The sequence below is a fragment of the Methylophilus sp. YYY-1 genome (genome assembly GCF_029132825.1).
Taxonomy (GTDB): Bacteria; Pseudomonadota; Gammaproteobacteria; order Burkholderiales; family Methylophilaceae; genus Methylophilus; species Methylophilus glucosoxydans.
On record NZ_WOVG01000001.1, the window covers coordinates 816,387 to 840,572 of the forward strand.

General features: G+C 51.4%; 22 protein-coding genes and 2 tRNA genes. 6 read left to right on the top strand and 18 right to left on the bottom strand.

What is annotated here, in order from left to right:
* Positions 1-35: 35 nt before the first annotated feature.
* Positions 36-938 (top strand): 50S ribosomal protein L3 N(5)-glutamine methyltransferase, encoded by a 903-nt coding sequence (prmB, locus tag GOC95_RS03800; protein WP_275355865.1) that lies wholly within the window; start codon positions 36-38, stop codon positions 936-938.
* A gap of 73 nt (positions 939-1,011) precedes the next feature.
* Here the strand turns inward: prmB and thiD are convergent, their stop codons facing one another.
* Positions 1,012-1,884, bottom strand: a complete 873-nt coding sequence (gene thiD / locus GOC95_RS03805) for a bifunctional hydroxymethylpyrimidine kinase/phosphomethylpyrimidine kinase (protein ID WP_275355867.1) — start codon at positions 1,882-1,884, stop codon at positions 1,012-1,014.
* 35 nt (positions 1,885-1,919) lie between these two features.
* Positions 1,920-3,026, bottom strand: a complete 1,107-nt coding sequence (rluB, locus tag GOC95_RS03810; protein ID WP_275355868.1) for a 23S rRNA pseudouridine(2605) synthase RluB — start codon at positions 3,024-3,026, stop codon at positions 1,920-1,922.
* Positions 3,027-3,520: 494 nt separating this feature from the next.
* Between rluB and GOC95_RS03815 the strand changes: the two genes are divergently transcribed.
* Positions 3,521-4,387, top strand: coding sequence for an AraC family transcriptional regulator (locus tag GOC95_RS03815; RefSeq protein ID WP_275355870.1), 867 nt, complete (start codon positions 3,521-3,523; stop codon positions 4,385-4,387).
* 180 nt (positions 4,388-4,567) lie between these two features.
* On the opposite strand, the gene recJ is transcribed toward GOC95_RS03815, so the two are convergent.
* Both recJ and GOC95_RS03825 read right to left on the bottom strand, forming a co-directional pair.
* Positions 4,568-6,250, bottom strand: a complete 1,683-nt coding sequence (gene recJ, locus GOC95_RS03820; RefSeq protein ID WP_275355871.1) for a single-stranded-DNA-specific exonuclease RecJ — start codon at positions 6,248-6,250, stop codon at positions 4,568-4,570.
* Positions 6,247-7,242: a hypothetical protein gene (locus GOC95_RS03825; protein ID WP_275355873.1), complete on the bottom strand. Its 996-nt coding sequence runs from the start codon at positions 7,240-7,242 to the stop codon at positions 6,247-6,249. Before GOC95_RS03825 ends, recJ begins: the two co-directional genes overlap by 4 nt.
* A 219-nt stretch (positions 7,243-7,461) precedes the next feature.
* Between GOC95_RS03825 and GOC95_RS03830 the strand changes: the two genes are divergently transcribed.
* Entirely contained in the window at positions 7,462-9,564 is a 2,103-nt protein-coding gene (locus tag GOC95_RS03830) for an EAL domain-containing protein (protein WP_275355875.1), read from the top strand.
* 611 nt (positions 9,565-10,175) lie between these two features.
* Here the strand turns inward: GOC95_RS03830 and GOC95_RS03835 are convergent.
* The 10 genes from GOC95_RS03835 to GOC95_RS03880 all read right to left on the bottom strand — a co-directional run bounded on the left by GOC95_RS03835 (position 10,176) and on the right by GOC95_RS03880 (position 18,091).
* Positions 10,176-10,252: transfer RNA gene (locus GOC95_RS03835), tRNA-Pro, on the bottom strand.
* Between the two features lie 109 nt (positions 10,253-10,361).
* A complete protein-coding gene (locus GOC95_RS03840; protein WP_194748228.1) occupies positions 10,362-10,790 on the bottom strand; it encodes a MerR family transcriptional regulator in 429 nt (142 codons plus the stop codon).
* 14 nt (positions 10,791-10,804) lie between these two features.
* The gene (locus GOC95_RS03845) at positions 10,805-11,119 is read right to left on the bottom strand and encodes an integration host factor subunit alpha (protein WP_194748229.1); all 315 of its coding nucleotides are present in this window, start codon (positions 11,117-11,119) and stop codon (positions 10,805-10,807) included.
* Positions 11,120-11,256: 137 nt separating this feature from the next.
* The gene (gene pheT / locus GOC95_RS03850; protein WP_275355879.1) at positions 11,257-13,623 is read right to left on the bottom strand and encodes a phenylalanine--tRNA ligase subunit beta; all 2,367 of its coding nucleotides are present in this window, start codon (positions 13,621-13,623) and stop codon (positions 11,257-11,259) included.
* Between the two features lie 52 nt (positions 13,624-13,675).
* Entirely contained in the window at positions 13,676-14,677 is a 1,002-nt protein-coding gene (gene pheS, locus GOC95_RS03855; RefSeq protein WP_275355881.1) for a phenylalanine--tRNA ligase subunit alpha, read from the bottom strand.
* A gap of 76 nt (positions 14,678-14,753) precedes the next feature.
* Positions 14,754-15,113, bottom strand: a complete 360-nt coding sequence (gene rplT, locus GOC95_RS03860; protein ID WP_194748232.1) for a 50S ribosomal protein L20 — start codon at positions 15,111-15,113, stop codon at positions 14,754-14,756.
* A gap of 10 nt (positions 15,114-15,123) precedes the next feature.
* Entirely contained in the window at positions 15,124-15,321 is a 198-nt protein-coding gene (rpmI, locus tag GOC95_RS03865; protein ID WP_018985786.1) for a 50S ribosomal protein L35, read from the bottom strand.
* A gap of 68 nt (positions 15,322-15,389) precedes the next feature.
* Positions 15,390-15,944, bottom strand: coding sequence for a translation initiation factor IF-3 (gene infC / locus GOC95_RS03870; RefSeq protein WP_275356385.1), 555 nt, complete (start codon positions 15,942-15,944; stop codon positions 15,390-15,392).
* Positions 15,945-15,988: 44 nt separating this feature from the next.
* Positions 15,989-17,911: a threonine--tRNA ligase gene (thrS, locus tag GOC95_RS03875; protein WP_275355884.1), complete on the bottom strand. Its 1,923-nt coding sequence runs from the start codon at positions 17,909-17,911 to the stop codon at positions 15,989-15,991.
* A 103-nt stretch (positions 17,912-18,014) separates the two neighbouring features.
* Positions 18,015-18,091: transfer RNA gene (locus GOC95_RS03880), tRNA-Val, on the bottom strand.
* Between the two features lie 96 nt (positions 18,092-18,187).
* Here GOC95_RS03880 and GOC95_RS03885 point away from each other — a divergent pair.
* On the top strand, positions 18,188-18,856 hold the full coding sequence (locus GOC95_RS03885; RefSeq protein ID WP_275355886.1) for a 2OG-Fe(II) oxygenase: 669 nt from the start codon (positions 18,188-18,190) through the stop codon (positions 18,854-18,856).
* A gap of 1 nt (position 18,857) precedes the next feature.
* Here the strand turns inward: GOC95_RS03885 and GOC95_RS03890 are convergent, their stop codons facing one another.
* From GOC95_RS03890 to GOC95_RS03905, 4 genes are read right to left on the bottom strand one after another with little or no spacing between them, the layout of a single operon-like run.
* On the bottom strand, positions 18,858-20,081 hold the full coding sequence (locus GOC95_RS03890) for a lytic murein transglycosylase (RefSeq protein ID WP_275355887.1): 1,224 nt from the start codon (positions 20,079-20,081) through the stop codon (positions 18,858-18,860).
* The gene (locus GOC95_RS03895) at positions 20,074-20,910 is read right to left on the bottom strand and encodes an NAD-dependent epimerase/dehydratase family protein (RefSeq protein ID WP_275355889.1); all 837 of its coding nucleotides are present in this window, start codon (positions 20,908-20,910) and stop codon (positions 20,074-20,076) included. Before GOC95_RS03895 ends, GOC95_RS03890 begins: the two co-directional genes overlap by 8 nt.
* 9 nt (positions 20,911-20,919) lie before the next feature.
* On the bottom strand, positions 20,920-21,510 hold the full coding sequence (locus GOC95_RS03900; RefSeq protein WP_275355891.1) for an NUDIX hydrolase: 591 nt from the start codon (positions 21,508-21,510) through the stop codon (positions 20,920-20,922).
* A 51-nt stretch (positions 21,511-21,561) separates the two neighbouring features.
* Complete coding sequence (locus tag GOC95_RS03905) at positions 21,562-22,398, bottom strand: neutral zinc metallopeptidase (protein WP_275355893.1); 837 nt, start codon at positions 22,396-22,398, stop codon at positions 21,562-21,564.
* A 79-nt stretch (positions 22,399-22,477) separates the two neighbouring features.
* Between GOC95_RS03905 and GOC95_RS03910 the strand changes: the two genes are divergently transcribed.
* Both GOC95_RS03910 and ribBA read left to right on the top strand, forming a co-directional pair.
* The gene (locus GOC95_RS03910) at positions 22,478-23,071 is read left to right on the top strand and encodes a riboflavin synthase (RefSeq protein ID WP_275355895.1); all 594 of its coding nucleotides are present in this window, start codon (positions 22,478-22,480) and stop codon (positions 23,069-23,071) included.
* Positions 23,071-24,177: a bifunctional 3,4-dihydroxy-2-butanone-4-phosphate synthase/GTP cyclohydrolase II gene (gene ribBA, locus GOC95_RS03915; RefSeq protein WP_194748240.1), complete on the top strand. Its 1,107-nt coding sequence runs from the start codon at positions 23,071-23,073 to the stop codon at positions 24,175-24,177. The genes GOC95_RS03910 and ribBA overlap by 1 nt, the downstream gene beginning before the upstream one ends.
* Positions 24,178-24,186 lie beyond the last annotated feature (9 nt).

Genomic DNA, 24,186 nt, shown 5'->3' on the forward strand with positions numbered 1-24,186 from the left:
CGTTTATCTGCGTTTATCGGCGGTAAATTAAAACCATGACAACTAACCTACACACCATCCGCGACTGGCTGCGCTATGCCGTCAGCCGTTTTGAAAACTCTGACATTTTTTATGGTCATGGCACCGATAACAGCTATGACGAAGCTGTCTGGCTGATCATGAGCGCACTGCATTTGCCGCATGACACCCTGAATAACTTTCTGGATGCGCGTTTAACCACCGAGGAAAGCCAACACCTGGCAACCTTGATCGACAAGCGGGTCTCAGAGCATACACCCACCGCCTATCTGGTAAATGAAGCCTGGCTGCGCGGGTTCAAGTTTTACGTCGATGAACGCGTCATCGTGCCACGCTCATTTATTGCCGAATTGCTTGAAGATGGCTTGCAGCCCTGGGTAGAGTTTCCGGAAATGGTGGAATCCGCGGCGGATGTTTGTACAGGCTCGGGCTGCCTGGGCGTGTTACTGGCCGAGGCCTTCCCTAATGCGCATATTGATGTGGTGGATATCTCCCCGGATGCCATTGAGGTCTGCAATATCAATATCAAACGCTACGGCCTTGAGCATCAGGTACAAGCGGTGCAATCCGATATGTTTACCGCGCTCAAGGGCCGTAAATATGACGTGATTATCAGCAATCCGCCTTATGTGGATGCCCCTAGCATGGCTGAGTTACCAGAAGAATACCGCAAAGAGCCGCAACTGGCTTTGGGCAGCGGCGTTGCCGGGCTGGACCATACCCACGTCCTGCTGACGCAGGCAGCTGAATACTTGAATGATGGCGGCGTGCTAGTGGTAGAAATCGGCCACAACCGTGACGCCTTGCATGAAGCCTATCCAGACTTACCCTTTACTTGGCTGGATACCAGCGGCGGCGACCAGTTTGTGTTTATGCTCACTAAAGAAGACTTGCTGGAAGCCGGGCTGCACACTGAATAACGTGTTATCAGCGCAGGCATCACAGCAATACTGAGGCCTACGCTGCTCTTCTTGGCTTGGTAGCGATTAAACGCTATTCGCCGTAAACCTTCATTGCTTCGGGTGCAAAGCCATGATTGAGTGGTCCGACGCCCTCGCCTGTGCGCACATGCGAGCCCGCATATAAGGCACCGCGCACATAGGTTCTGGCGGCCAACACAGCCTCTGACAGGTTACAGCCCAAGGCAAGATAGGCAGCGATCGCGGATGAAAGCGTACATCCGGTGCCATGCAAGTTATGGGTAGAAATACGCACTGAATGCAAGCGCTGGATTACATTGTCCTGCCCATTGGCATGGGCTTGCACCAGAATATCCAGCACGTCATGGTCAGGCAGATGCCCCCCTTTGAGCAAAATGGCATGTGCGCCTTGTGCAAGTAAGGCTTGCGCGGCCTCGGCAAGTGCATCGCTTTGCGTCAGCGGACGGCCCAGCAACAACGACGCCTCATCCAGATTCGGGGTCACCACCAATGCCCGTGGAAACAACTCGGATACCAGCACGGCAATCGCTTCATCAGAAATCAGTTTGGCACCATTGGCTGCCACCATCACCGGGTCCAGCACCACTTGCTTGAGACCATGGGCATCCAGCGCCTGTGCCACAGCCTCCACCACTTCAGGAGAATGCAGCATACCGATCTTGACGGCATCGACACCGATATCTTCGACCACCGCATCAATCTGGTCACGCAACATGCTGACCGGCACGCTATGAATGGCGCGCACCCCTTGCGTATTTTGCGCCGTCAGCGCGGTAATGGCCGTCATGCCATAGCAACCAAGGGCAGAGAATGTTTTGAGGTCGGCCTGAATCCCGGCACCACCACTACTATCAGAGCCAGCGATAGACAGCACACGCGGATATCGATGCGTGACCAGAGTTTCTTGCATGTGACTGTCAGTCATGCGATCGGCTTTTCCGTCAACACACGACGCGCAGATTAACCACGCCCCCGATTACGGTCAGTGCGTTTTTTAGCACCGCTATTGATACGCGCATTTTGCATGGAGGCCTGCTTCAAATCTGAATCCTGACGAATACGACGGTTGCCAGTTGGCGCGCGTGCAGGACGCTCTTGCTGCGTATCAACGGGATTATTCACAGTATCCAGCAAACTGCGGCGCTGCTTGCGTACTTTAGGCGTAAACACGCGCGTCGCACGGTCACGGTCATGCGGGCTCATTTGCTTGAGCGGCTTGCGCGGCACAGGCAAGCCAGCCCACTCCAGCAAGGCCACCACCTGTTTTTGTTCCAGCTTGAGCATGGTGCCGCGCTTGAGGCGGGGCGGCAACGCAACTGGCCCGAAACGCACACGCATCAGGCGGCTCACCGGCAGGTGAAATGCTTCAAACAGGCGACGGACTTCACGGTTACGACCCTCTTTAATCACCACCTGATACCACTTGTTGGCGCCTTCGCCCCCGTTAGGGAAAATACTTTCAAAGTTGGCCGGGCCGTCTTCGAGCTCAATACCGTGTTTGAGTTGCGCCATCTGCTCTTCAGTCAGTTCCCCCAGAATACGCACCGCATATTCGCGTTCCACCTCATAGCGTGGATGCATAAACCGGTTGGCCAACTCGCCGGAGTTAGTAAACATCAGCAAACCGCTGGTATTCATATCCAGACGCCCCACGGCAATCCACTTGCCCTGTTTGATGCGTGGCAGCTTGTCAAATACCGTGGCACGCCCTTCCGGGTCATCCTGACTCACAATCTCGCCTTCCGGCTTATGATACAGCAACACCTGCGGCAACTCTGCCTCAAACGGCAAATGCAGAATCCGGCTATCCATGCGCACCACATCATGCTCATCAACCACCGCGCCCACCTGCGCCACCTGGCCATTAATGGTAATGCGGCCGGTTTCGATCAAAGCCTCCATGTCGCGACGTGAGCCAAACCCGGCCATCGCCAGCAGTTTATGCAAGCGCTGCCCTTCACGCGGCGGAGGCACCCCTTCTTCGCCGTCCTCTACTGCGGGCGGAGTAACTTTGGGCGCACGTGGCGGACGAATCGGACTTTTGGGAGCTTTAAACGGACGGGCCATACTTCAACCTCTTGAATGAAGGCTCTATTTTAACTGATTTAGGGTAAAGGGCCTAAAGCTGGTTTAACGTTGCAAGAGCCCCTCCCCTGAAATGATACCAGCGGCTTTAGCAAGATAATTAGAGGCTTTACACCATATGCATTTCGCACTTAGTGCGTAAACTAAGACGCAACACGGCTTGTATCGCATTATGCTGAGGACAGACAGTTGGGCAAATGCTTTGGTCATTGAACTGACGTTGAGTAATGATAGATAAAACTTCATTTTACTTCGAGTCCAATGACTGTTGACTAAAGCAAAGTAACATTCAGCGCCCTGCGCCTTGTGCAAGTGTCGCCATACTCAGTACAGGCTACGCTTGCTGGGTTATTGACATGTACAAGCCAGCGTCAAGAATTGGAATCAGCTTATAAAAATATTGTGAAGTTAGCAATTTTCGTCAGGCTTTACTTCATATAAATAAGCATACTCCTGTTCGTGGATAAGGAAAAAACATGAACAAGCAAAAAGAAAAGTTGTACGCTGCACGATTTCAAGAGGTGCTCAATTACATTGAGCATAATCTTGATAAGCCGTTAAATGTGGATCAACTTTGCGCTATTGCTCACTTCTCTAAATTCCATTTCCATCGGCAATTTGACGATTATGTTGGTATTAATGTCGCTCGGTATGTATTACTGCTTCGATTAAAACAAGCTTCGTTTAAGGTCGCTTTTCAAGATTCTGTAACAATTATTGATGTCGCACTGAATGCCGGTTTTGAATCCCCAGAGTCATTTACCCGTGCTTTCAAAAACACATTTGGACAATCCCAATCTGCTTTTAGAAAAAATCCAGATTGGGATAGTTGGCACAAGGTATTTGATTTTCGGTTACCAGAAAGGAATAACAAAGTGAAGGTTGATATTATAAATGTTGAAATGACACGCATTGCAGTCAAAGAACATATTGGCCCTGTAGAAAAGTTAAACAACGCAATGAGTCAATTCATCGAATGGCGCAAAGAAACCGGCTTATCGCCCAAAAACACGAGTAGGACATTCGGTATTGCATACGATAATCCAGACACAACCGAGCCTATACAGTTTCGTTTTGATATTGGAGGAGAAGTGAAAAGTGACATTCCAGAAAACTCCTACGGAATTGTCACCAAAACGATTCCTGGTGGCCGTTGCGCAGTGGTCAGACATTTAGGTTCTCACGCCCGTCTCGGGGAATCAATTTACCCAATATACAGAGATTGGCTGCCCAAGAGTGGTGAAGAGTTACGTGATTTTCCTCTTTACTTTCACTATTTGAATCTACTGCCGGATATTACTGAAGCTGACCTCATCACAGATATTTACCTGCCGTTGAAATAATTAAAGTCAGTCGATTGAGCAGAGTTGATTACTGAAAAATTCGTCATTAGGATTCACTAATCAACTCTATCTCTATTAAATTTCATATTTATTTCTTGGGCGCAAAGAAACTATATATTTCGAAATTGAATTTCACATAAGCTATTGGTTACTTTCACTTCATTGAATCACCAAGTTTCTTCAAACGACTGCATGCACCACTTGCAATTGCACGCTGCGGTGACCGTTGTACTCATTCACTTGTAGCGAGTATGCAAGCGCGACCTGCTCTGGCAACGGTTCAGCATGCTGAAAATAAATCGCATCAAATTGCTGGTTATGTTTTTGCAGGCGCAGTTTTAAGTGCTTTTCGGCCAATAATTTTTGTGACAAGACGTCAAAATGATCATAAAACACCGGTTGTGGAAAACCCTGGCCCCAGACGTGCTGGGTGAGTAATTCTGCCGTTTGCAAAGACATCTCATTTGGCGCAAGGCCGCCATCGGTTTCCAGCATCTCTTGCAAGACCTCTGCGCTGATCAAGCTTTGCACGACCTGCTCAAACGCTTGCTGAAAGCGTGCAAAATCTTCAGCGCGGACACTCAAGCCGGCCGCCATGGCATGGCCGCCAAATTTGACGATGAGATCGGGTTGCTGTTTGGTAACTAAATCGAGCGCATCGCGCAAATGCAAGCCGGCGATAGAGCGGCCTGAGCCTTTAATCAAGCCGTCTCCGGCATCGGCAAAGACAATGACGGGGCGGTGAAAACGCTCTTTGATGCGTGATGCCAGAATACCGATGACCCCCTGATGCCAGTCTGGCTGGAATACGCTAATCGTGTATTGCTCTGGACGAAAGTCCTGATTCAAATCAGCCATGGCGTCGAATTGCATCTCGGCTTCAATCTGCTTGCGCTCGGCATTGAGGCGATGCAACTGCTGCGCATATTGCATGGCTTCTTGCGGCGTCTCGGCCAGCAAACAACGAATACCTATTGTCATATCATCAAGGCGACCAGCAGCATTCAGACGTGGGCCGACATAAAAGCCCAAATCTTGCGCACTCACTTGTTGCGGATCACGCCCGGCGAGCTTAAGAATGGCCTGAATGCCAGGGCAGGCTTGGCCCTGACGGATACGCTTGAGGCCTTGCCTGACCAGAATACGGTTATTGGCATCCAGCCGCACGAGGTCAGCGACGGTGCCCAGCGCGACCAGATCGAGCAAGCGCCCCAAGTGGACTTGGTCTTCAGCCAACTGGCCGCGCTGCTTGAGCTCGGCACGCAAGGCAATCAGCACATAAAACATCACGCCAACACCAGCCAGATGCTTGCTAGGAAAACCGCAGCCACGCTGGTTGGGATTCACGATGCAATCTGCAGCAGGCGTTTGCTCGGCGGGCAAATGATGATCGGTAATCAGAACGCGTAGGCCCAGTGCCTTGGCCGCGGCCACGCCGTCTATACTGGCGATACCGTTATCCACGGTCAGCAGCACCTGCGGCTGCCGCGTGGCTGCCAGTGCGACAATTTCCGGCGTGAGTCCATAGCCATATTCAAACCGGTTAGGCACCAGAAAATCGACCTCGGCGCCCATCATGCGCAAGCCGCGCATGGCGACACTGGTCGCTGTTGCACCATCCGCGTCATAATCGCCGATGATTAAAATGCGCTGTTGTTGCGCAATCGCATCAGCCAATTGCCTTGCCATTTCCGCTGCGCCGGTCAAGGCCTCCGGTTTAAGCAGATGCGGCATGTCTTGCAGGCTCCAGTCAGCACTTGTCACGCCTCTCGCTGCGAGCAATCTCGCCATTAATGGCGGCAAGCCCTGCGCTTGCAAGCCCTCCAGCGCAGCGATGTCATAAGCTCTCTGTTGAATCTTCATGGGTTGAATCCCGCTTGCTCAGTGGCGGAAGATAGCGATTGCTCGAGTTGCTGCAATAGCTTGTTTAACGTGGTGGGCTTGCGCCAGAAATGCCAGCGCGGACGTTTCTGGTAATGAATCTGTACACTACGTTCAGCAAACGGGAGCACGATGTGAAGTGCTTGAAGCGTGCCAGCTTGCAAGGCCTGATTGAGCGCAGGCCAATCCAGCGTTTCAAGTTCATCGGTGATCCACAGCGCCTGTTGCGTACGCGGCATTTGCATCACCTCAGCCAGCGTGGTCGCCTTGCATCTGGGTAATTGCAAGGCACTCAACCCAGCAAAGACCTCGCCTTGCCCGGCAACCAAATCAAACCCATGCTGCCAATCTGGCACAGGGCCCACGCTGGCAAACCAAAGGCTGTTGAGCGCTCCTGGCCAGTCAGCCATGGATGGCTCGGTGGCCAGTTGATGCAGCAGCATTTGCATCTCGTTGGCCCATTGCCGGATCAGGCCGGCATCAGGCCCTTGCGGCTGCCAGTGCATGGCTTGCTGAAACAAACAATCCTGTGGCCAGCGGCACTGCACCTGAACCTGTCGCAAAGGTTGTACCCACCAGTACCGCTGACCTGAATCAATATGCAGCTCAAAATCTGCTGCAAAATGGGCTTGTAGCCGCGTTGTGAGCGCTTGATAAATCGCTGACGACAAGGGCACGACAGACTGCAAACTAAACGTATCACGTCGCATTGCCAAATGGACAGGCAGCAGACAAAAAGCCGGCAGGACAGTCTCCTCCACTCTTGACGACAATACGCGACTGACTGGAGCGTGTGGTGCACGGGAATCAGGCGCGACCAACTGCGCAAATAAGGCATTTAAGGGTGGCTGTGCAACTGTTTGCCAGCTTGCATATTGCAACGACGGGCACTGACTCAAGAGTGATTCAACTTGCGCAACAGGCTGCGCAGCCGCTCCAGACAAGTAATCTGTGATATAAATTTGCTGAATCATGAGAAAACCAATACACTAGAACGAATCGAAAACTTGAATGCTTGCGGATGTCACCGGAACGAGTCAAACCTAGGCTGAACACGCGTGAGTAAGCAATTTTTGCAGTGACAAACATTAAACTTATACACGAAATTGGGGGGGATGTCATGAATCACCGGCGACGGCAGTGCAACCCATTTGTATTTGTGCTGATGTTATTTAGTATTTGACCTGGAATCCATGCAATTCTTCCAAAACCTGAGTATACAGTCCAGACTACTGCTTCTAGTCATCGGCCCCGTCTTCGCGCTTTCCTGCATTTTTCTGTTGTTTGACTTTAAAGAGCAACTGCAACATGAAGAAGAAAAACTCAGTCAGCATGCCTTGACCACTGCAAAATTCTTGTCTGCGGTCATCCATAATCAAGATCAATTACATGGCAAGCCTTATATTGATCGCTTGCTCAAGGCAAGCCAGCTTAACCGCGAGCCCTATCTTTCCCTGATCATTGCAGACGCCAATAAACAACCGATCGCCAATGTAGGTGCAGTCTTCACTATGCAAGAAGGCCTGCTCCAGCAGGACACGATGGTGATGCAGCAAGCCACGCACGACATCACCATGGTGAAAGTGTTTTCCACCACGCCCGCACATCAGCTTTTGGGGTATGTATTTGTATCCGTAGACAAAGCCGCCCTCATCGAAGATCATAGGCAGGCATTTATTAAAAATGTCGGCTATATCACGCTGACCCTGATCTTGTGTTCCATCCTTGTCAGCTGGGTCAGTCGCTCTATCAGTCAGCCAATTCGCGATATGACCGCGGCACTCAAGCGCTTTGTGATCGGAAGCCAGCAGGTCAGCCAGGTTAAAAACACCCTGCCAGAGATCAAATCCCTACAAAGTACAATCAACCAGATCTCGCGTGAGATGCAGCACGTCGAGGCAGACATGCGTCACCGCATTCAAGATGCACAGGCGCAATTGCGTTATCAGGCGCGGCACGACGCCTTAACCGGACTGGTCAATCGACAGGAACTCGAAAGACGGTTGCAGCAAGCCTTGCAAGACGTCAAACAGCATCGTGCCAATCATGTCTTCTGCTACATGGACCTCGACCAGTTCCGCGTCATTAACGACACCTGCGGTCACCTGGCAGGCGACGAAATGCTACGGCAGATCAGCATGATCCTGAGCCAACGCATTCGTGCCGAAGACACCTTTGCCCGCCTGGGTGGCGATGAATTTGGCTTGTTACTGAGTTATTGCCAGGTTGAAAAAGCCATTGAAATTGCTGCACAACTGCGGCAAATGGTCGAGGCCTTTCGTTTCATGCACGAAGGTCGGCTGTTTCAAACAGGCATTAGCATAGGCATCGTTGAAATCACCGCAGACCTCAAGGATGTTGGCCAGATTACGCGCCATGCGGATGCCGCCTGCTACGTTGCCAAAGACAACGGCCGCAACCAGATTCACCTGTTCCACAATGAAGACGACGTGATGCTCAAACGCCATGCGGAAATGGAGTGGGTACTGCGCATCAACGAAGCCATCGAACACAACGAATTTGTATTGTATTGCCAAGGCATTTTTCCGCTACAGCAAAAAGAACTGCCGCCCTTCTATGAAATCCTGATCCGCAAGCGTGACGAAAACGGCGGCATTATCCCGCCTGCCGAGTTTCTGCCATCGGCAGAGCGTTACAATCTCATGACCAAAATTGATCGCTGGGTCATTCAACATGCCTTTATGGCATTACAACCCCTGTTCAAACTGCAATCCAGCATCAAACCGTTTATTGTCAGCATTAACCTCTCGGGCATGTCGCTTGGAGATCCACAGCTACTGCCCTACATCAAAAACTGCTTTGAAACCTACGAGATTTCGCCCGGCCATGTCTGCTTCGAAATTACTGAAACCTCGGCAATTATCAATATCGACAACACGATCAAACTGATCAAAGAACTACAAAAAATGGGCACCCGCTTCATGCTGGATGACTTTGGCAGCGGCATGTCCTCATTCAGCTACCTCAAGCACCTGCCCGTCAACTTCCTAAAAATGGATGGTGCCTATGTCAAAGACATCACCAGCAACAAGGTAGACTTAGCTATGGCCAAAGCCATTCAAAGCGTTGCCCAATCCATGGAAATCAAGACCATTGCAGAATATGTTGAAGACCAAGCCACCTTGGACTGCCTCAAAGAAATGGGCGTCGCCTATGCACAAGGCTTCTACTTAAACCGCCCGATGCCACTCAACGAAGCCCTGGCCCGCCATATTGGGACCATCAGCCAACAACTTCAAGTACCCGTAACCATTACCCCCGATCTCGCAGTTTAATTGCACAACCAAGACTATGTGGACCAGACTTAAAGCCACAATCTTCGCAGCCTCAGAAGTTTGATCTCCTCACATGATCAACCTCGTTGACAGCTTGAAATGACGTAAATCTTCAGTATTAGGTGCTGTACCCTTAAGACTTGAGGCATGCAGAAACAACAAGCCAGGATGAACTGCAAATGATGATTGGGTGCAATCAAAATCACTATTTAAAAAGTACTCCCCCACCAACACTGTCGAATTAAACTTACCCTTGGATTGAACCCAATAAAAAGCCTCAGCTCCGCTTCTGCTCCAAGCTGAGATCCATGCCCTCAGCCACTAGCTTTATGGCTTCTTCACGCTCTTGATTGGCTTGCTGTAGGGAGATATCTGGATAAGTACCTAGGGAAAGCAGCTTTTCTTTTGCTGCAAAGTGATACTAGAGCCGCCACCACTTGCTAATGTTGAGGTAACTCACACTGGGGCCAAGTGTTGTTACCCCGTCACTTACCCCACTTTACTCGTGGATTTCAATGAACTACTTTGGATGGCTGATACGTAAAAATAGCCTTGAAAGGTCGTTTCAAGGCTATTCTTTGGATGGTATTGAACCACCTTGGATATGTGTTTGGTCGGGACGGCGGGATTCGAACTCGCGACCCCTTGCACCCCATGCAAGTGCGCTACCAGGCTGCGCTACGCCCCGAATATTCAAAATCAAACAATAAAACCGTTTGAAAAAGAAGGTGGCATTATAAAGCAAAACCGCATATTCGCTAAGCAGAATATGCGGTTTTTATGGCTACGTTGTGCGCTTATGCGGGCACTTTGAGCAATTGCAGCACTTGTTGAATTTGTTCTCTAAGCGCCGCCACATCAATAGCGGATTGCGATATTTCTTCTGCCATCAAGCCCTGAGATTGTGGACTGCTTGAAACCGCTGATTCGGTGTTGCTGCGCGGTTTATCTGCTTTTTCTTCCACACCATCCAGGCGATTGCGGGCGCCACTGATGGTAAAGCCTTGCTCGTATAGGAGTTCGCGAATTTTACGGATCAGCAGGACTTCGTGATGCTGGTAATAGCGACGATTGCCGCGGCGTTTGACAGGCTTGAGCTGAGTGAACTCTTGTTCCCAGTAACGCAAGACGTGTGGCTTCACCCCGCATAGTTCGCTCACTTCACCAATCGTGAAGTAGCGCTTGGCGGGAATGGGGGGCAACGACACTTTTTGCGTTTCTAGCATAGGGTGTAATCAGATCAGGCTTGTGCTTGTAATGGATGTTCTGCGTAGTGTTCTTCTACGCGTAATTTCAATTTCTGGCTGGCATGAAAGGTCACCACACGGCGTGCAGAAATCGGGATTTCTTCACCGGTTTTTGGGTTACGACCTGGGCGCTCGGATTTGGTACGCAGTTCAAAATTACCGAAACCGGATAGTTTGACGCTGTCCCCTTCTTCTAGCGCATTCCGGACTTCTTCAAAAAACGCTTCGACCATATCCTTGGCTTCGCGCTTGTTCAGCCCGACTTGTTCGAACAACAAATCGGCTAAATCAGCTTTTGTGAGTGTCATTAACGATCCCCTGAACCTTCTTATTATGCGAGATGACGCTTGAGTTGTATCAACTGTTAATCCTTGGAGTAATGCAATGATGATTTAAATGGCATTATCCTGATGAATTACCTAAATGATGTTGTCCCTAAGTGATACTATCTTAGTGATGCAGCAAAATTGGATGACCAATTATTGAGGATTCGCGCCACGATGGTATCGACTTCCTCATCGACCATTGTCTTGCAAGTATCTTGCATAAGTACAAGAAATGCAAGGCTTTTTTTGTTTTCTGGCACCCCTTTGCCTTGATAAACATCAAACAATTTTAGGGTTTGTAATTGCGGAATTTGCTCGGCAATAATGGCATCAATCATGGTTTGTGCTGACACATTTTGATCAACAATCACGGCAAGGTCACGGCGTACAGGTAAGAACTTGCTTACCTCGCTATACGCCGGCACTTGCGTCGCCAGCGCAGCGGCGGCATCAAGCTCAAACAGATAACAGGCGCTGGTCAGGCCATACTGTTGTTGCCATTGCGGATGCAATTTACCCAGCCAGCCTACAGCTTGATCGCCCAGATAAATGCGTGCTGACTGGCCTGGATGTAAGGCGGGATGCTGCTCGACCACAAAACGCACGGTTTGCGCGAACAGCGACTCGACGTGGGCCTTGGCATCATAAAAATCAAAAGCGCGGGCCTCTGCTGCCCATTGCTCTGGCTGGACGCTGCCATAGATCAGGCCAGACAATGTCAATGTTTCGATAAAGCCCTGGTTACCTTGTTCATAGCGCGCACCGAGCTCAAACAGCATGGCACGGGTTTGCTGACGCTTGAGGTTGTAGTCCAGGGCATCGAGCAGACCGCCCCACAAACCGGAGCGCATCACGCTCAGATTGCTGGCAATCGGGTTTTTAAGTGTAATCGGTGCTTCATTCCCGTACAAATCACGCTCCCAGCTTGCATCCACAAAGCTGTAGGTGACGACTTCCTGATAGCCTTGATTAACCATGACATCGCGCAACCAATGCTTGCTGCGCTGCGCTTCTGGCGAGGCCAGCATGCCTTGCGGTGCCACAGGGGTCAGTGCCGGGATATGCTCGTAGCCATGCAAACGGGCAACTTCTTCAATCAGGTCTTCTTCACGCGCGATATCAAATCGGAAGCTAGGCGCATTGACCTGGAACACACCATTGCTTTCGGTATAGCTGAAACCCAATTGTGTGAGCAACTGCCCTACACGCGCCAGGCTGATTTCTATGCCTAACACTGACAGCAGGTAGGCATACCGCAAGCTGACTTGCTTTCGTACCGGCAAGTCGGCAGTCACTGCGGTGACGGCGGCGGCCTGGCCACCACAAATTTCGAGCACCAATGCCGTCGCACGTTCAAGGGCATTCAGTGTGTTACCAAAATCCACGCCGCGCTCAAAACGGTAAGAGGAGTCGGTGCTCAACCCCAAACGACGGGCTTTGCCAGCCATCACATCTGGCGTAAAGAATGCGCTTTCTAAAAAGATCGCTTGCGTAGTATCGCTGACTGCGCTGGGGTTACCCCCCATGATGCCTGCCAACGCCACGGGGCCGTTACTGTCTGCAATGACCAAATCATCACCTTTGAGGGTGACTTCTGTGTCATTAATCAATACCAGTTTTTCACCTGCCTGGGCAAAACGTACCTGAATATCGCCTTGCAGCAGGTTCAGGTCAAAGGCATGCAACGGTTGCCCTTGCTCCAGCAAAATATAATTGGTGATATCCACCAGCGCACTGATGCTACGAATACCACTACGCTCAAGGCGGCGGACCATCCAGTCTGGCGTTTTAGCTTGTGCATTCACGCCTTCGATCACCCGGCCATAATAGGCAAGGCAAGCCGTACTGGCTTGCAGCGTCACGTTTTTGGTCAGGGTCCCTGTCACCGCAGCAGGGGCAACAGCTGGGGCAGTCATTGGCGCGCCGGTCATGGCGACCACATCGCGTGCAATGCCGACAATGCTCAGACAGTCGGCACGGTTAGGCGTGAGCTTTAACGTGTAGGTATGGTCGTTCAAATCCAGATATTCACGAATATCCTGACCAACCGGCGCGTCTGCTGGCAGCTCCAGAATGCCATTGGCTTCTGTAGCAATGCCCAGCTCTTTGGCAGAACACATCATGCCAAAAGACTCAACCCCACGTACTTTGGCTTGCTTGATTTGAATGCCTGGTTGCCCATTGCTTTCTGGCAACTGTGCGCCAACCAGCGCACATGGGGCTTTCAAACCGGCACGCGCATTAGGCGCACCGCAGACAATTTGCAAAGTCTCCTCGCCGACTTTCACCTTGCACACTTGCAGGCGATCAGCGTCTGGATGTTTGGCCGCCTCCAGAATCTCGGCCACAACGACGCGGCTAAAGGCTGGCGCAACAGGCGTGAGCGCTTCAACCTCCAGACCTGCCATCGTCAGCGCATGACCAAGCTGCTCGGTATCCATCGCTGGATTCACCATGGATCGTAACCATTGTTCGGAGAACTGCATATCTGTCTTACCTTGTCTTAATTCTGCTGTTTAAAGTGCGCGGGTGCTGAAATTACTTGATGAACTGCTGCAAAAAACGCAGATCATTATTAAAGAAATGGCGTAAATCATTGACGCCATAACGCAACATGGCCAGGCGCTCGACACCCAAACCAAAAGCAAAACCACGGTATTTGCTGCTATCGATATTGACGTGCTTGAGTACTTCGGGATGCACCATACCGCAACCACCGATTTCCAGCCAACCGCCATTCCAGCTCATGTCCATCTCGGCTGACGGCTCGGTAAACGGAAAGAAAGATGGACGGAAACGGACGGTTAAATCGTCACGCTCAAAGAATTTTTGCAGGAAATCCTGCACAACGCCTTTTAGGTTAGCAAAACTGATCTGCTCATCTACCCACAAGCCTTCCACCTGATGAAACATCGGTGAGTGTGTCGCATCCGAGTCCACGCGATACACACGCCCTGGCGCAATAATTTTTAAAGGCGGCGTATTGTCTTGCATGTAATGGACCTGCACTGGCGAGGTATGTGTGCGCAGCACGTATTCCATGTTATCCCCACCGGTTTCCACATAAAACGTATCGTGCATGGCACGCGCCGGGTGGTTGTCAGGGATATTCAAAGCGGTGAAATTATAAAAATCGGTTTCAATTTCAGGGCCATCGGCCACACTAAAACCGATAGAGTGAAACAGCTCTTCCACACGACGCAAAGTCAGCGTCACAGGATGCAGGCCCCCTTTGGACTGCGCACGCGCAGGCAAAGTCACATCAATGGTTTCGCTCGCCAGCTGCTTGGCCTGGGCTGCGGCCAAAATACTGTCACGGCGGTCATTCAAGGCTTGCTCGACCGCCTGCTTGACCACATTAATCGCTGCCCCGGCTGCAGGACGTTCTTCGGCACTCAACTTGCCCAAGCCCTTCAGTGCATCAGTAATAGCGCCTGACTTGCCCAAAAATTTGGCCTTGGCGTTTTCCAGTGCAGGGATATCATGACAAGCGGCAAAGTCCTGTGCTGCTTCTGCGATTAAGTGATTAAGATCAGCCATCGTCGGTATTCTTTTAGGGTTTAACTAACATTAAAATAAAAAAAGAGGCCGCAGCCTCTTTTTTTGGTAGGTCTGATTAGGCGCTTAAACCTGTTTTAGCCAATTCTACAAACTTGGCAAAAGCAGCTTTATCGAACACGGCCAGATCAGCCAGCACTTTACGGTCAACTTCAACCGCAGCTTTTTTCAAGCCATTCATGAAACGGCTGTAGGTCAAACCAGCTTCACGGGCTGCCGCGTTAATACGGGCAATCCACAATGCGCGGAATTGACGTTTTTTCTGACGACGGTCACGGTATGCATATTGACCGGCTTTCATGACCGCCTGTTTGGCAACACGGTAGACGTTCTTACGACGACCACGGTAACCTTTAGCAGCATTTAATACTTTTTTGTGTTTTGCGCGTGCGATGACACCACGTTTTACTCTAGGCATGTCGGTCTCCTTATTGTGTTGGCATCATTGCGCGAACGCGTTTCACGTCGGTCGCAGAAATAATTGCGGTACCGCGCAGTTTACGTTTTTGCTTGGTTGTTTTCTTGGTCAGGATGTGGCGCAAGTGAGAGTGTGTACGCTTCACTTTGCCGTTACCCAAGAACTTGAAGCGCTTTTTGGCGCTGCTCTTTGTTTTCATCTTTGGCATTTTGGTCTCCTTAGAGGTTGAGTAAAGAGTGAGTAGGCAGCCAATTTAGCCATATCACTCCAAAAAACTTATTCTTCTGCGGACTTGTCCGCTTTTTTCGGTGGCACCTTTTTAGCGGGCGCCAGTACCATCACCATTTGACGGCCTTCCATTTTTGGGTATTGCTCCACCGCTGCATGCTCAGCAAGATCCGCTTCCAGACGCTTCAACAGCGCCAAACCGAACTCCTGATGCGTAATTTCACGGCCACGGAAGCGCAAAGTAATCTTGGCTTTGTCACCATCGCCCAAAAAGCGAATAATGTTACGCAACTTGATGTTGTAATCGCCATCATCGGTGCCAGGTCTAAATTTGACCTCTTTGATCTGCACCTGTTTTTGTTTGAGTTTTTGCTCGTGTAGACGCTTGCTCTCGGCGTATTTGAATTTGCCATAATCCATCAAACGGCACACGGGCGGTGCAGCATTTGGTGCAATTTCAACAATATCAATATCAGCTTCTTCCGCTTTGGCAAAGGCCTCTTTGAGACTCATAATGCCTAACGGTTCGCCATCTACACCAATCAGACGCACTTGTGGCGCGGTAATATCGCCATTAATGCGTGTATCTTTATCCTGAGCTATAACAATCCCCTAACAATAAACAAAGCCGCACGGCACCTAAAAAATTAGACCCGGTTTTGGATGTCTTGCTGTACACGCGCAACAAACGCATCTACCGACATCGCACCCAGATCTTCACCTTTTCTGGTACGTACGGCCACATGACCATTTTGCATTTCCTTATCGCCAACAACAATCAGATAAGGCAATTTTTGCAAACTATGTTCGCGTATTTTATAGGTAATCTTCTCGTTTCTCAAGTCAAAATCGCATCGAATGCCATTTTTCTTCAATTTTTCAACTACTTGGCGCACGTAATCGGCTTGATTGTCCGAAATATTAAGCACCATGACCTGCACAGGCGACAGCCAGACCGGCATGGCACCCGCAAAGTTTTCGATCAAGATGCCTAAAAAACGCTCCATGGAACCCACAATCGCACGGTGCAGCATGATAGGCCGTTGGCGCGTATTATCTTCAGCCACATACTCGGCGCCCAGGCGCTCTGGCAGGTTTGGGTCGAGCTGGATGGTGCCGCATTGCCACATCCGTCCGAGCGAGTCTTTGAGGGTGAATTCAATTTTCGGGCCGTAAAAAGCGCCTTCGCCCGGCTGATACTCGAACTCAAGGCCATTCGCCTTAATCGCGTTAGCCAAGGCATTTTCTGCCATGTCCCACGCTTCTTCCGTACCCACACGCTTTTCTGGGCGGGTAGACAATTTAACGATCACATCGTCAAACCCAAAGTCTTTATAGACTTCGTACAACATTTTGATAAAGTCCGCCACTTCGGCTTCGACTTGCGATTCCATACAGAAAATATGGGCATCATCTTGGGTGAAGCCACGCACGCGCATCAAGCCATGCAAGGAACCAGACGGCTCGTTGCGGTGGCAAGAACCGAACTCCGCCAGCCGCAACGGTAAATCGCGGTAGCTATGCAAACTGCTGTTGAAAATCTGGATATGACCGGGGCAGTTCATCGGCTTCACGGCATAATCACGGTTTTCCGACTGGGTGACAAACATATTGTCACGGTAGTTTTGCCAGTGGCCGGATTTTTCCCAAAGGGTTTTGTCCAGTACTGTCGGCGTACGCACTTCCTGGTAATCGTACTCCCTGAATTTGGCACGCATGTACTGCTCAACTTCTTGCCAAATCACCCAGCCTCGCGGATGCCAGAACACCATGCCAGGCGCATCCTCCTGCATATGGTAAAAATCGAGCTGTTTGCCGAGCTTGCGGTGGTCGCGCTTCTCAGCCTCTTCCAGCATATGCAGATACGCTTCCAACTCTTCTTTATTGCGCCAGGCAGTGCCATACACACGTTGCAGCATTTCGTTATTGCTGTCACCGCGCCAGTAGGCGCCGGCCAGCTTCATCAATTTAAATGCCTTGAGCTTGCCGGTATTCGGCACGTGCGGGCCACGGCACAAGTCGGTAAACGCGCCTTCTGAATACAGCGAAACATCCTCATTGCTGGGAATGCTGGCAATGATCTCGGCTTTGTAGTGTTCGTTAATGCTTTTGAAGTAAGCCACCGCTTCATCACGCGGCAGCACTTTGCGCTCGACCTTTTCGTCTTTCTTTGCCAATTCAGCCATTTTTTTCTCAATGGCCATCAGGTCATCCGGCGTAAATGGGCGCTTATAGCTAAAGTCGTAATAGAAGCCATTTTCAATGACAGGACCTATCGTCACCTGTGCATCCGGGAACAGCTCTTTTACCGCATAGGCCAACAAGTGTGCGGTTGAGTGGCGGATAATTTCCAGCCCCTCTTCGTTCTTGTCCGTGATAATCGCCAGCTCAACATCTTGCGCAATCTGATGACTGGTATCCACCAGCTTTGCTTCCTGGCCGGGATAAGTCACCTTGCCAGCCAGCGCGGCTTTTGCCAAACCGGTGCCGATATTGGCAGCCACCTCCGCCACCGTTACAGCGTGTTCAAACTGTCTTACAGAACCATCGGGTAATCGAATATTTGGCATGCCAGATCCGTCAAAATTTTAGCGAACAACCTTGAAACAAGGCCTATACAAAGCATTTGATAAAAACAACAAAAGCCGTTAATTATAACGGCTTTTTGAATTTTGGTAGTCGCGAATGGACTCGAACCATCGACCCCCACCATGTCAAGGTGGTGCTCTAACCAGCTGAGCTACGCGACTATTTTAAGATTGATCACATGGACTGCAATCAATAAGGTTGCGCATTCTATCCGAAAGCCAGTCGTTAGGCAATGGGATCACGCTTATAATATTGCCATGCAGATTTTTCAGTTGCCCATGGGCGCACCGATCACCACATTGACTGACACGCTTGTAGAGTCTCTCAGTGAACACCAATATTGCCTGATCGATCAATGCTTGCCGTCCGACACCATCGCCGCATTGCGCACGCTGGCATTGGCGCGCGACCAGCAAGGGCAGATGCATCAGGCGGGTACGAGTAAAGCCGCTATTACCAATCCCAATCTTCGTGCTGACCGCATTGCCTGGCTGGAAGCCGACGACCCCGAACCTGCCTTGCAAGCCTACTTTAGCCTGATGGCTGAGGTGCAACAGATGGCGAATCGTCACCTGATGATGGGACTGGCCACTTACGAAACCCATTTTGCCCTCTACCCTGCCGGTTCCAACGGCTACGCCACGCACATCGACCAGTTCCGCCAACACGCCACCCAAATACCAAGCGGCGTCCGCAGCTTGACCGCAATTATCTATCTCAACGAGGATTGGCCAGAACAAGCAGGGGGTGCCTTGCGCCTGTATCTGGATGAACATCACCAGCCCCCGGAGCAAGATGCCAGACATCTGGATATCTTGCCGCTAGGCGGCCGACTCGTGCTGTTTTTATCCGCCAGATTCTGGCACCAGGTATTGCCCGCCATCCAGCCAAGAGTAAGCGTGACGGGCTGGTTTAAAACACGCTAAATTACTGTGCCGTTTGCACGGGTGTCGTTAAACGGCTAAACAATTCGGCGCCTGCATAGCCATCTTGTGGCAACCCTTTACTCGCTTGATATCGACGGATCGCGGCCTGGGTTTTGGCCCCTGGAAAGCCATCAGGGGCCCCACAATCAAACCCTTGCGCGTTTAATGACTCTTGCAACAGCCACATTTGCTGATAGCTGAGCGCAGGTGGCTCAGGCGGCAGCTGTAAGGTATAACTTTCCTGACGCAACTGCTGGCTGAGCAAACTCACAGACAGCGCATAATTAATGGAACGGTTCCATTGCATGATGACGTCAAAATTGGGGAATACCATATATGCCGGACCATCAAAGCCCTGAGGCAATACAATCGACGCTTTTGGCAACGCCAGCGCGCTGGCTGGAACGCCCGCCACTCCGGCTTTCACCCACTCACTGACAGCTTTGGTCTGTTGCCATTGCGCCTGGCTGTAATCAAAGCCCGCAGGCAAGGCGACCTGAAAGCTCACCGGCTGGCCAGGCTGCCAGCCCGCCTGCGATAAATAATTGGCGGCAGAACTGAAGATATCTGGATAAGAGTCCCAGATATCAATCTTGCCATCCGCGTCTGCATCCACCCCATATTTGAGCAAAGTGGATGGCATAAATTGCATATGCCCGGTCGCGCCCGCCCATGACCCCACCACCGGGCTATCATAGCGTTGATCACGCTCCACCACACGCATCAGGTTCAGCAGTTCTTTTTTAAAGAACGCTGCGCGTCGCCCTTCAAATGACAGGGTCGCCAAGGCAGACGCTAACGGGATATCCCCGGTAAATCCGCCAAAATTGGTTTCCAGCCCCCAGAATGCCACCAGCACCTCCCTGGGCACCTGATACAACTCTTCTACCACATAAAGAACACCGCCATAGTCCTGCATCATGAGTTTGCCCTTGCTCACCACGCGCGGATTAATACGGCGGTTCACATAGGCAGAAAAACTGGTGACGAATTCTGGTTGCTTGCGGTCAAGCTCAATCACCCTTGGCAAATAGACGACGCCCGTTAGCGTCGCGTCAACCGCGGCCGGCGCAATCTGCATCGTTAATGCTTCCTGACGCAATGCCGTTAACCAGGGCTGAAAGCCTTCCGGCGACGCCTCTTGCGACGTACCTGCCTGTGCAGACAGGCCAAGCGCTGTCAGCAGCAAGCCAAGAAACAGTGTGAGAATATTTTTTTTATACATGATTCATTTTAGAGAGTATGGCTGCATAGCCTGCCTGATAATCGGCAAATAAAAACGGGTAACCGGATTGCTGCAAAAACGGGTTGCGAATCCGTTTACCGCGCTGCAAGTCACTGGTCGGGGTCACTGGCCCTGGCCGCTGCAGTTGCTGCGCCAGCCATTGCAACACCTCATGTTGTGGCACTGGCGCACCATCCGTCAGAATAATATGCGCTGGCAAGGGCAGTGCGTGTTCAATTTGGCGGTAAAAATGCAACACCGCACCGGCAACGTCCAACTCATGGATACGGTTGGTCCATTGGATATGTTGTGGCCAGCGCTCAGGGGTTTGCAGCAACTTGAGCAAGTAGAGCCGTTGCGGGCCGTAAATGCCAGACACGCGTAACGCAGTATGCGTGCAAGGCAAATCATCCAGCAATTGCTCGGCGGCCAGGATCGTCTGGCCATTTTCTTCAGCCGGCATGGCAGGCGTATCATCATCAACCCACTGCCCTTGCTGCTCGCCATACACACTGGTACTCGAAATAAAAAACACATGCTTTAACGCGCGCTGATCCACATTGGCCAGCACATGCCGCAAGCCATCGACATAAGTTTGCCGATAGCTCTGCCCTGCCACGGGCGCCAGGCAATACAGCAGGATTTCCGGGGCCTGGTCTGCCAGGGCAGAAAGACCGTTTGCAGAGACGACATCCAGGTAGAGGGCGGCTGCGCCGTCAGGCACAGGCTGCTGAGAGCGCCTGACGATTGTCAATGCATGCCCTTGGGCCAGGGTCGCCTGGGCAATCAGCTTGCCCAATGCACCACAGCCTATCTGCAAAACACGCATCGTGGCCCTTTACAGCGCCAGGCCAGGCAGAGGATGCTTGCGCAAGTAACGCTCGGCCATCAGCATGGCGGACATCGTCTTGCTATCGGTAATTTCACCGTCTTCAATCGCTTGCATAATGCGCTCAAACGGCCAGACCATCACATCCATCGCTTCGTCGATATCTCTGGCATGATCGCCCAGTGAGAGGTCTGTCGCCAGATAAATATGAATCACCTCATTGGAATAGCCGATGCAAGGATGCTGTATCCCCAGCTTGATCCAGTTTTTGGCCGCATAGCCGGTTTCTTCAAGCAACTCACGCTGGCCTGTGGTCAATACCTGCTCACCTGCATCGATCTTGCCAGCGGGTAACTCTATAAACACCTGCTTGAGGGGATAGCGGAATTGGCGCTCCAGTACAACCTCACCGGCATCGGTGAGAGCGACTACGACGACAGCACCAGGGTGCACAACATACTCACGACCGCTGATCACGCCGTTTGGCAAGCGTGCCTCGTCGTAGCGGACAGTGAGCATTTTCCCCTGCGCCATCACCGCACTGGAAACTGTTGTTTCAATTAAATGTGCATCCTCATTGAGTACTGTTGCTTCTGTCATATTTCTCTTTACTGATTAACACTATTTTTATATTCAAGGTTGATTGAATGCTTAACTGTTGAAGGTATTGCACTGATTAAGGTCGCCAGACTGCAAGCCTTGCTTGAACCAATATACCCGCTGTGCAGAACTGCCATGGGTGAAACTATCTGGCACCACATAGCCTTGCGCCTGCTTTTGCAAGGCGTCATCGCCAATAGCCGTTGCCGCCTGCAGCGCTTCTTCCACATCGCCGGCTTCCAGCACATGATACTGTTGATCAGCATAATAGGCCCAGACGCCCGCATAGCAATCCGCCTGTAGCTCTAGTTTGACCGAATAGGCGTTGGATGCGGCCTCAGACCCGGCCTGTTGCCTGGCCTGTTGTACCTTGGCTGAAGTCCCCAGCAGATTTTGCACGTGGTGCCCCACCTCATGCGCAATCACATACGCCTGTGCGAAATCTCCAGGCGCTTTAAAGCGGTCTTGCAACTCCTGATAAAAACTCAAATCAATATAGACTTTTTGGTCTGCCGGGCAATAAAACGGCCCCATGGCCGACTGCCCCTGACCACACGCAGTGCTGGTCATGCCACTAAACAGTTGCAGATTGGGCGCCGTATATTGCCGTCTACTGGCGGAGAACTGTTGCTGCCAGATTTTCTCGGTACTCCACAGCACCTGAGAAACAAACTTCACCTTGGGGTCCTGGCTTTGCTCAGGACGCTGCGGCGACTCGGCCACAGGTTGGGCTTGCTGCGCCAGATTTAACACCAACTGGGGATCGACGCCAAAATACATGGCGACCAGCACCAGTGCAATGGTGCCTATGCCGATACTGCGCCCACCAAAGCCGCCACCGCGGCGGTCTTCAACATGCTGACTTTCTTCCAAATCGTCCAGGCGCACAGAAACCCTCTATCCGTATGAATGAAAAATGTTGCGGGAATGTGATTACTTTAGCATGCAGCACTGATAAAATCACACCATGTTTACTGGGATTATTCAAACCGTCGGCAGGATTGCCGAAGTCGTTCCACATGGCGAAGATTGTGCATTACGCATAGAAGCGCCGTCTTTGGGCATGGAAGATGTGCAGTTGGGAGACAGCATCGCCGTCAACGGTGTCTGCCTCACCGTCACTGACTTTAATTCACGCAGCTTTCAGGTCATGGTATCCAAAGTCACGCTAGAGGTCACCACCGGCCTAAGCCAACCTGGACCTGTCAACCTGGAAAAAGCCATGCGACTGGCTGATCGTCTGGGTGGCCATCTGGTGACCGGGCATGTGGATGGTATAGGCAGCATCACGGCACTGGAGTCCGTCGGCGAATGCTGGCTACTCAAAGTGCGCGCGCCTCATGCCATCAGCAAATACATTGCAAAAAAAGGCTCACTCTGCGTGAATGGCATCAGCCTCACCGTCAATGAGATCCAACAGGATGAGGTCAGTATCAATTTGATCCCGCATACCATGCAGCACACCATGATGCAGCATGCCAAAGCGGGCGACCCGGTGAATCTTGAAATTGACGTGATTGCGCGCTATGTCGAGCGGATGCAAGCTTGGGAGCAGGAATAATGTCGGCGCAAATCAGTCCTATCGAGGCCATTATTGCCGATATCCGTGCTGGCAAAATGGTGATTCTGGTCGATGATGAACACCGTGAAAACGAAGGTGACTTTGTCATCGCCGCGGAATTTGTCACCGCTGAGCATATCAATTTTATGGCCAAATATGGCCGTGGCCTGATCTGCCTGACGTTGACCGAACAGCGTTGTCGTCAATTAAACCTGCCCCCTATGGTGCAAAAAAATGGCACGCGCCTGGGCACCAACTTTACCGTCTCGATTGAGGCTGCTGAGGGCGTCACCACGGGTATTTCGGCCGCAGACCGCGCCACCACCATCCGTGCCGCCATTGCCAAGCAGGCCAATGCAAGCAGCATTGTTAGTCCCGGGCATATTTTCCCGTTATCGGCGATGAATGGCGGTGTACTGGTGCGCGCAGGCCATACCGAGGCAGGCTGCGACCTGGCGCAACTGGCAGGCTGTGAGCCCGCCAGCGTCATCTGCGAAATCCTCAAAGACGATGGCGAGATGGCAAGGTTACCAGACCTGATGCAGGTCGCCGCCGAGCACAATATCAAAATCGGCACCATTGCCGACTTGATCCACTATCGTGCTGCACACGAAAGACTGATAGAACGTAGCGCAGAACGCGAAATAGAAACCGTGTTTGGCACTATGCGACTCATCGCCTATCGCGACCACATTGCCCAGGAAACCCATCTGGTGCTGATCAAGGGCCAGCCTGAGCAAAGTGATGAAGTGCTGGTGCGGGTCCATGAGCCGCTGTCGATGATAGACCTGCTTGATAGCAGCCACCAATCACATAGCTGGAATCTGCTCCAGGCCATGCGTACCATCAGCACGGCCGCGTGCGGCGTCATCGTACTCATCAACCATGATGAAGATGGCCTCGGCCTGACTGACCGTATTTTGCGGGCAGACCAAAAACTGGTCCTCAATCAGGAATTACGTAATTACGGTATCGGCTCACAAATCTTGCTCGATCTTGGCGTGAAAAAAATGCGCCTGATGGCTGCCCCGCGCAAAATGCCGAGCATGGATGGCTTTGGTTTTGAAATTACCGGATATTTGAGCGCTGAGGAAGCGCATGCATGAAACGCAGCC

What these genes read in the sequence shown, in the direction of transcription:
- GOC95_RS03840 (WP_194748228.1), bottom strand. Translation starts at nt 10,790, where the DNA reads ATGCTAGAAACGCAAAAAGTGTCGTTGCCCCCCATTCCCGCCAAGCGC.
- thrS (WP_275355884.1), bottom strand. Translation starts at nt 17,911, where the DNA reads ATGCCAAATATTCGATTACCCGATGGTTCTGTAAGACAGTTTGAACAC.
- rplT (WP_194748232.1), bottom strand. Translation starts at nt 15,113, where the DNA reads ATGCCTAGAGTAAAACGTGGTGTCATCGCACGCGCAAAACACAAAAAA.
- prmB (WP_275355865.1), top strand. Translation starts at nt 36, where the DNA reads ATGACAACTAACCTACACACCATCCGCGACTGGCTGCGCTATGCCGTC.
- ribBA (WP_194748240.1), top strand. Translation starts at nt 23,071, where the DNA reads ATGTCGGCGCAAATCAGTCCTATCGAGGCCATTATTGCCGATATCCGT.
- GOC95_RS03815 (WP_275355870.1), top strand. Translation starts at nt 3,521, where the DNA reads ATGAACAAGCAAAAAGAAAAGTTGTACGCTGCACGATTTCAAGAGGTG.
- pheS (WP_275355881.1), bottom strand. Translation starts at nt 14,677, where the DNA reads ATGGCTGATCTTAATCACTTAATCGCAGAAGCAGCACAGGACTTTGCC.
- GOC95_RS03830 (WP_275355875.1), top strand. Translation starts at nt 7,462, where the DNA reads ATGCAATTCTTCCAAAACCTGAGTATACAGTCCAGACTACTGCTTCTA.
- GOC95_RS03910 (WP_275355895.1), top strand. Translation starts at nt 22,478, where the DNA reads ATGTTTACTGGGATTATTCAAACCGTCGGCAGGATTGCCGAAGTCGTT.
- rpmI (WP_018985786.1), bottom strand. Translation starts at nt 15,321, where the DNA reads ATGCCAAAGATGAAAACAAAGAGCAGCGCCAAAAAGCGCTTCAAGTTC.
- GOC95_RS03890 (WP_275355887.1), bottom strand. Translation starts at nt 20,081, where the DNA reads ATGTATAAAAAAAATATTCTCACACTGTTTCTTGGCTTGCTGCTGACA.
- GOC95_RS03885 (WP_275355886.1), top strand. Translation starts at nt 18,188, where the DNA reads ATGCAGATTTTTCAGTTGCCCATGGGCGCACCGATCACCACATTGACT.
- GOC95_RS03895 (WP_275355889.1), bottom strand. Translation starts at nt 20,910, where the DNA reads ATGCGTGTTTTGCAGATAGGCTGTGGTGCATTGGGCAAGCTGATTGCC.
- rluB (WP_275355868.1), bottom strand. Translation starts at nt 3,026, where the DNA reads ATGGCCCGTCCGTTTAAAGCTCCCAAAAGTCCGATTCGTCCGCCACGT.
- GOC95_RS03825 (WP_275355873.1), bottom strand. Translation starts at nt 7,242, where the DNA reads ATGATTCAGCAAATTTATATCACAGATTACTTGTCTGGAGCGGCTGCG.
- thiD (WP_275355867.1), bottom strand. Translation starts at nt 1,884, where the DNA reads ATGACTGACAGTCACATGCAAGAAACTCTGGTCACGCATCGATATCCG.
- pheT (WP_275355879.1), bottom strand. Translation starts at nt 13,623, where the DNA reads ATGCAGTTCTCCGAACAATGGTTACGATCCATGGTGAATCCAGCGATG.
- GOC95_RS03845 (WP_194748229.1), bottom strand. Translation starts at nt 11,119, where the DNA reads ATGACACTCACAAAAGCTGATTTAGCCGATTTGTTGTTCGAACAAGTC.
- recJ (WP_275355871.1), bottom strand. Translation starts at nt 6,250, where the DNA reads ATGAAGATTCAACAGAGAGCTTATGACATCGCTGCGCTGGAGGGCTTG.
- GOC95_RS03900 (WP_275355891.1), bottom strand. Translation starts at nt 21,510, where the DNA reads ATGACAGAAGCAACAGTACTCAATGAGGATGCACATTTAATTGAAACA.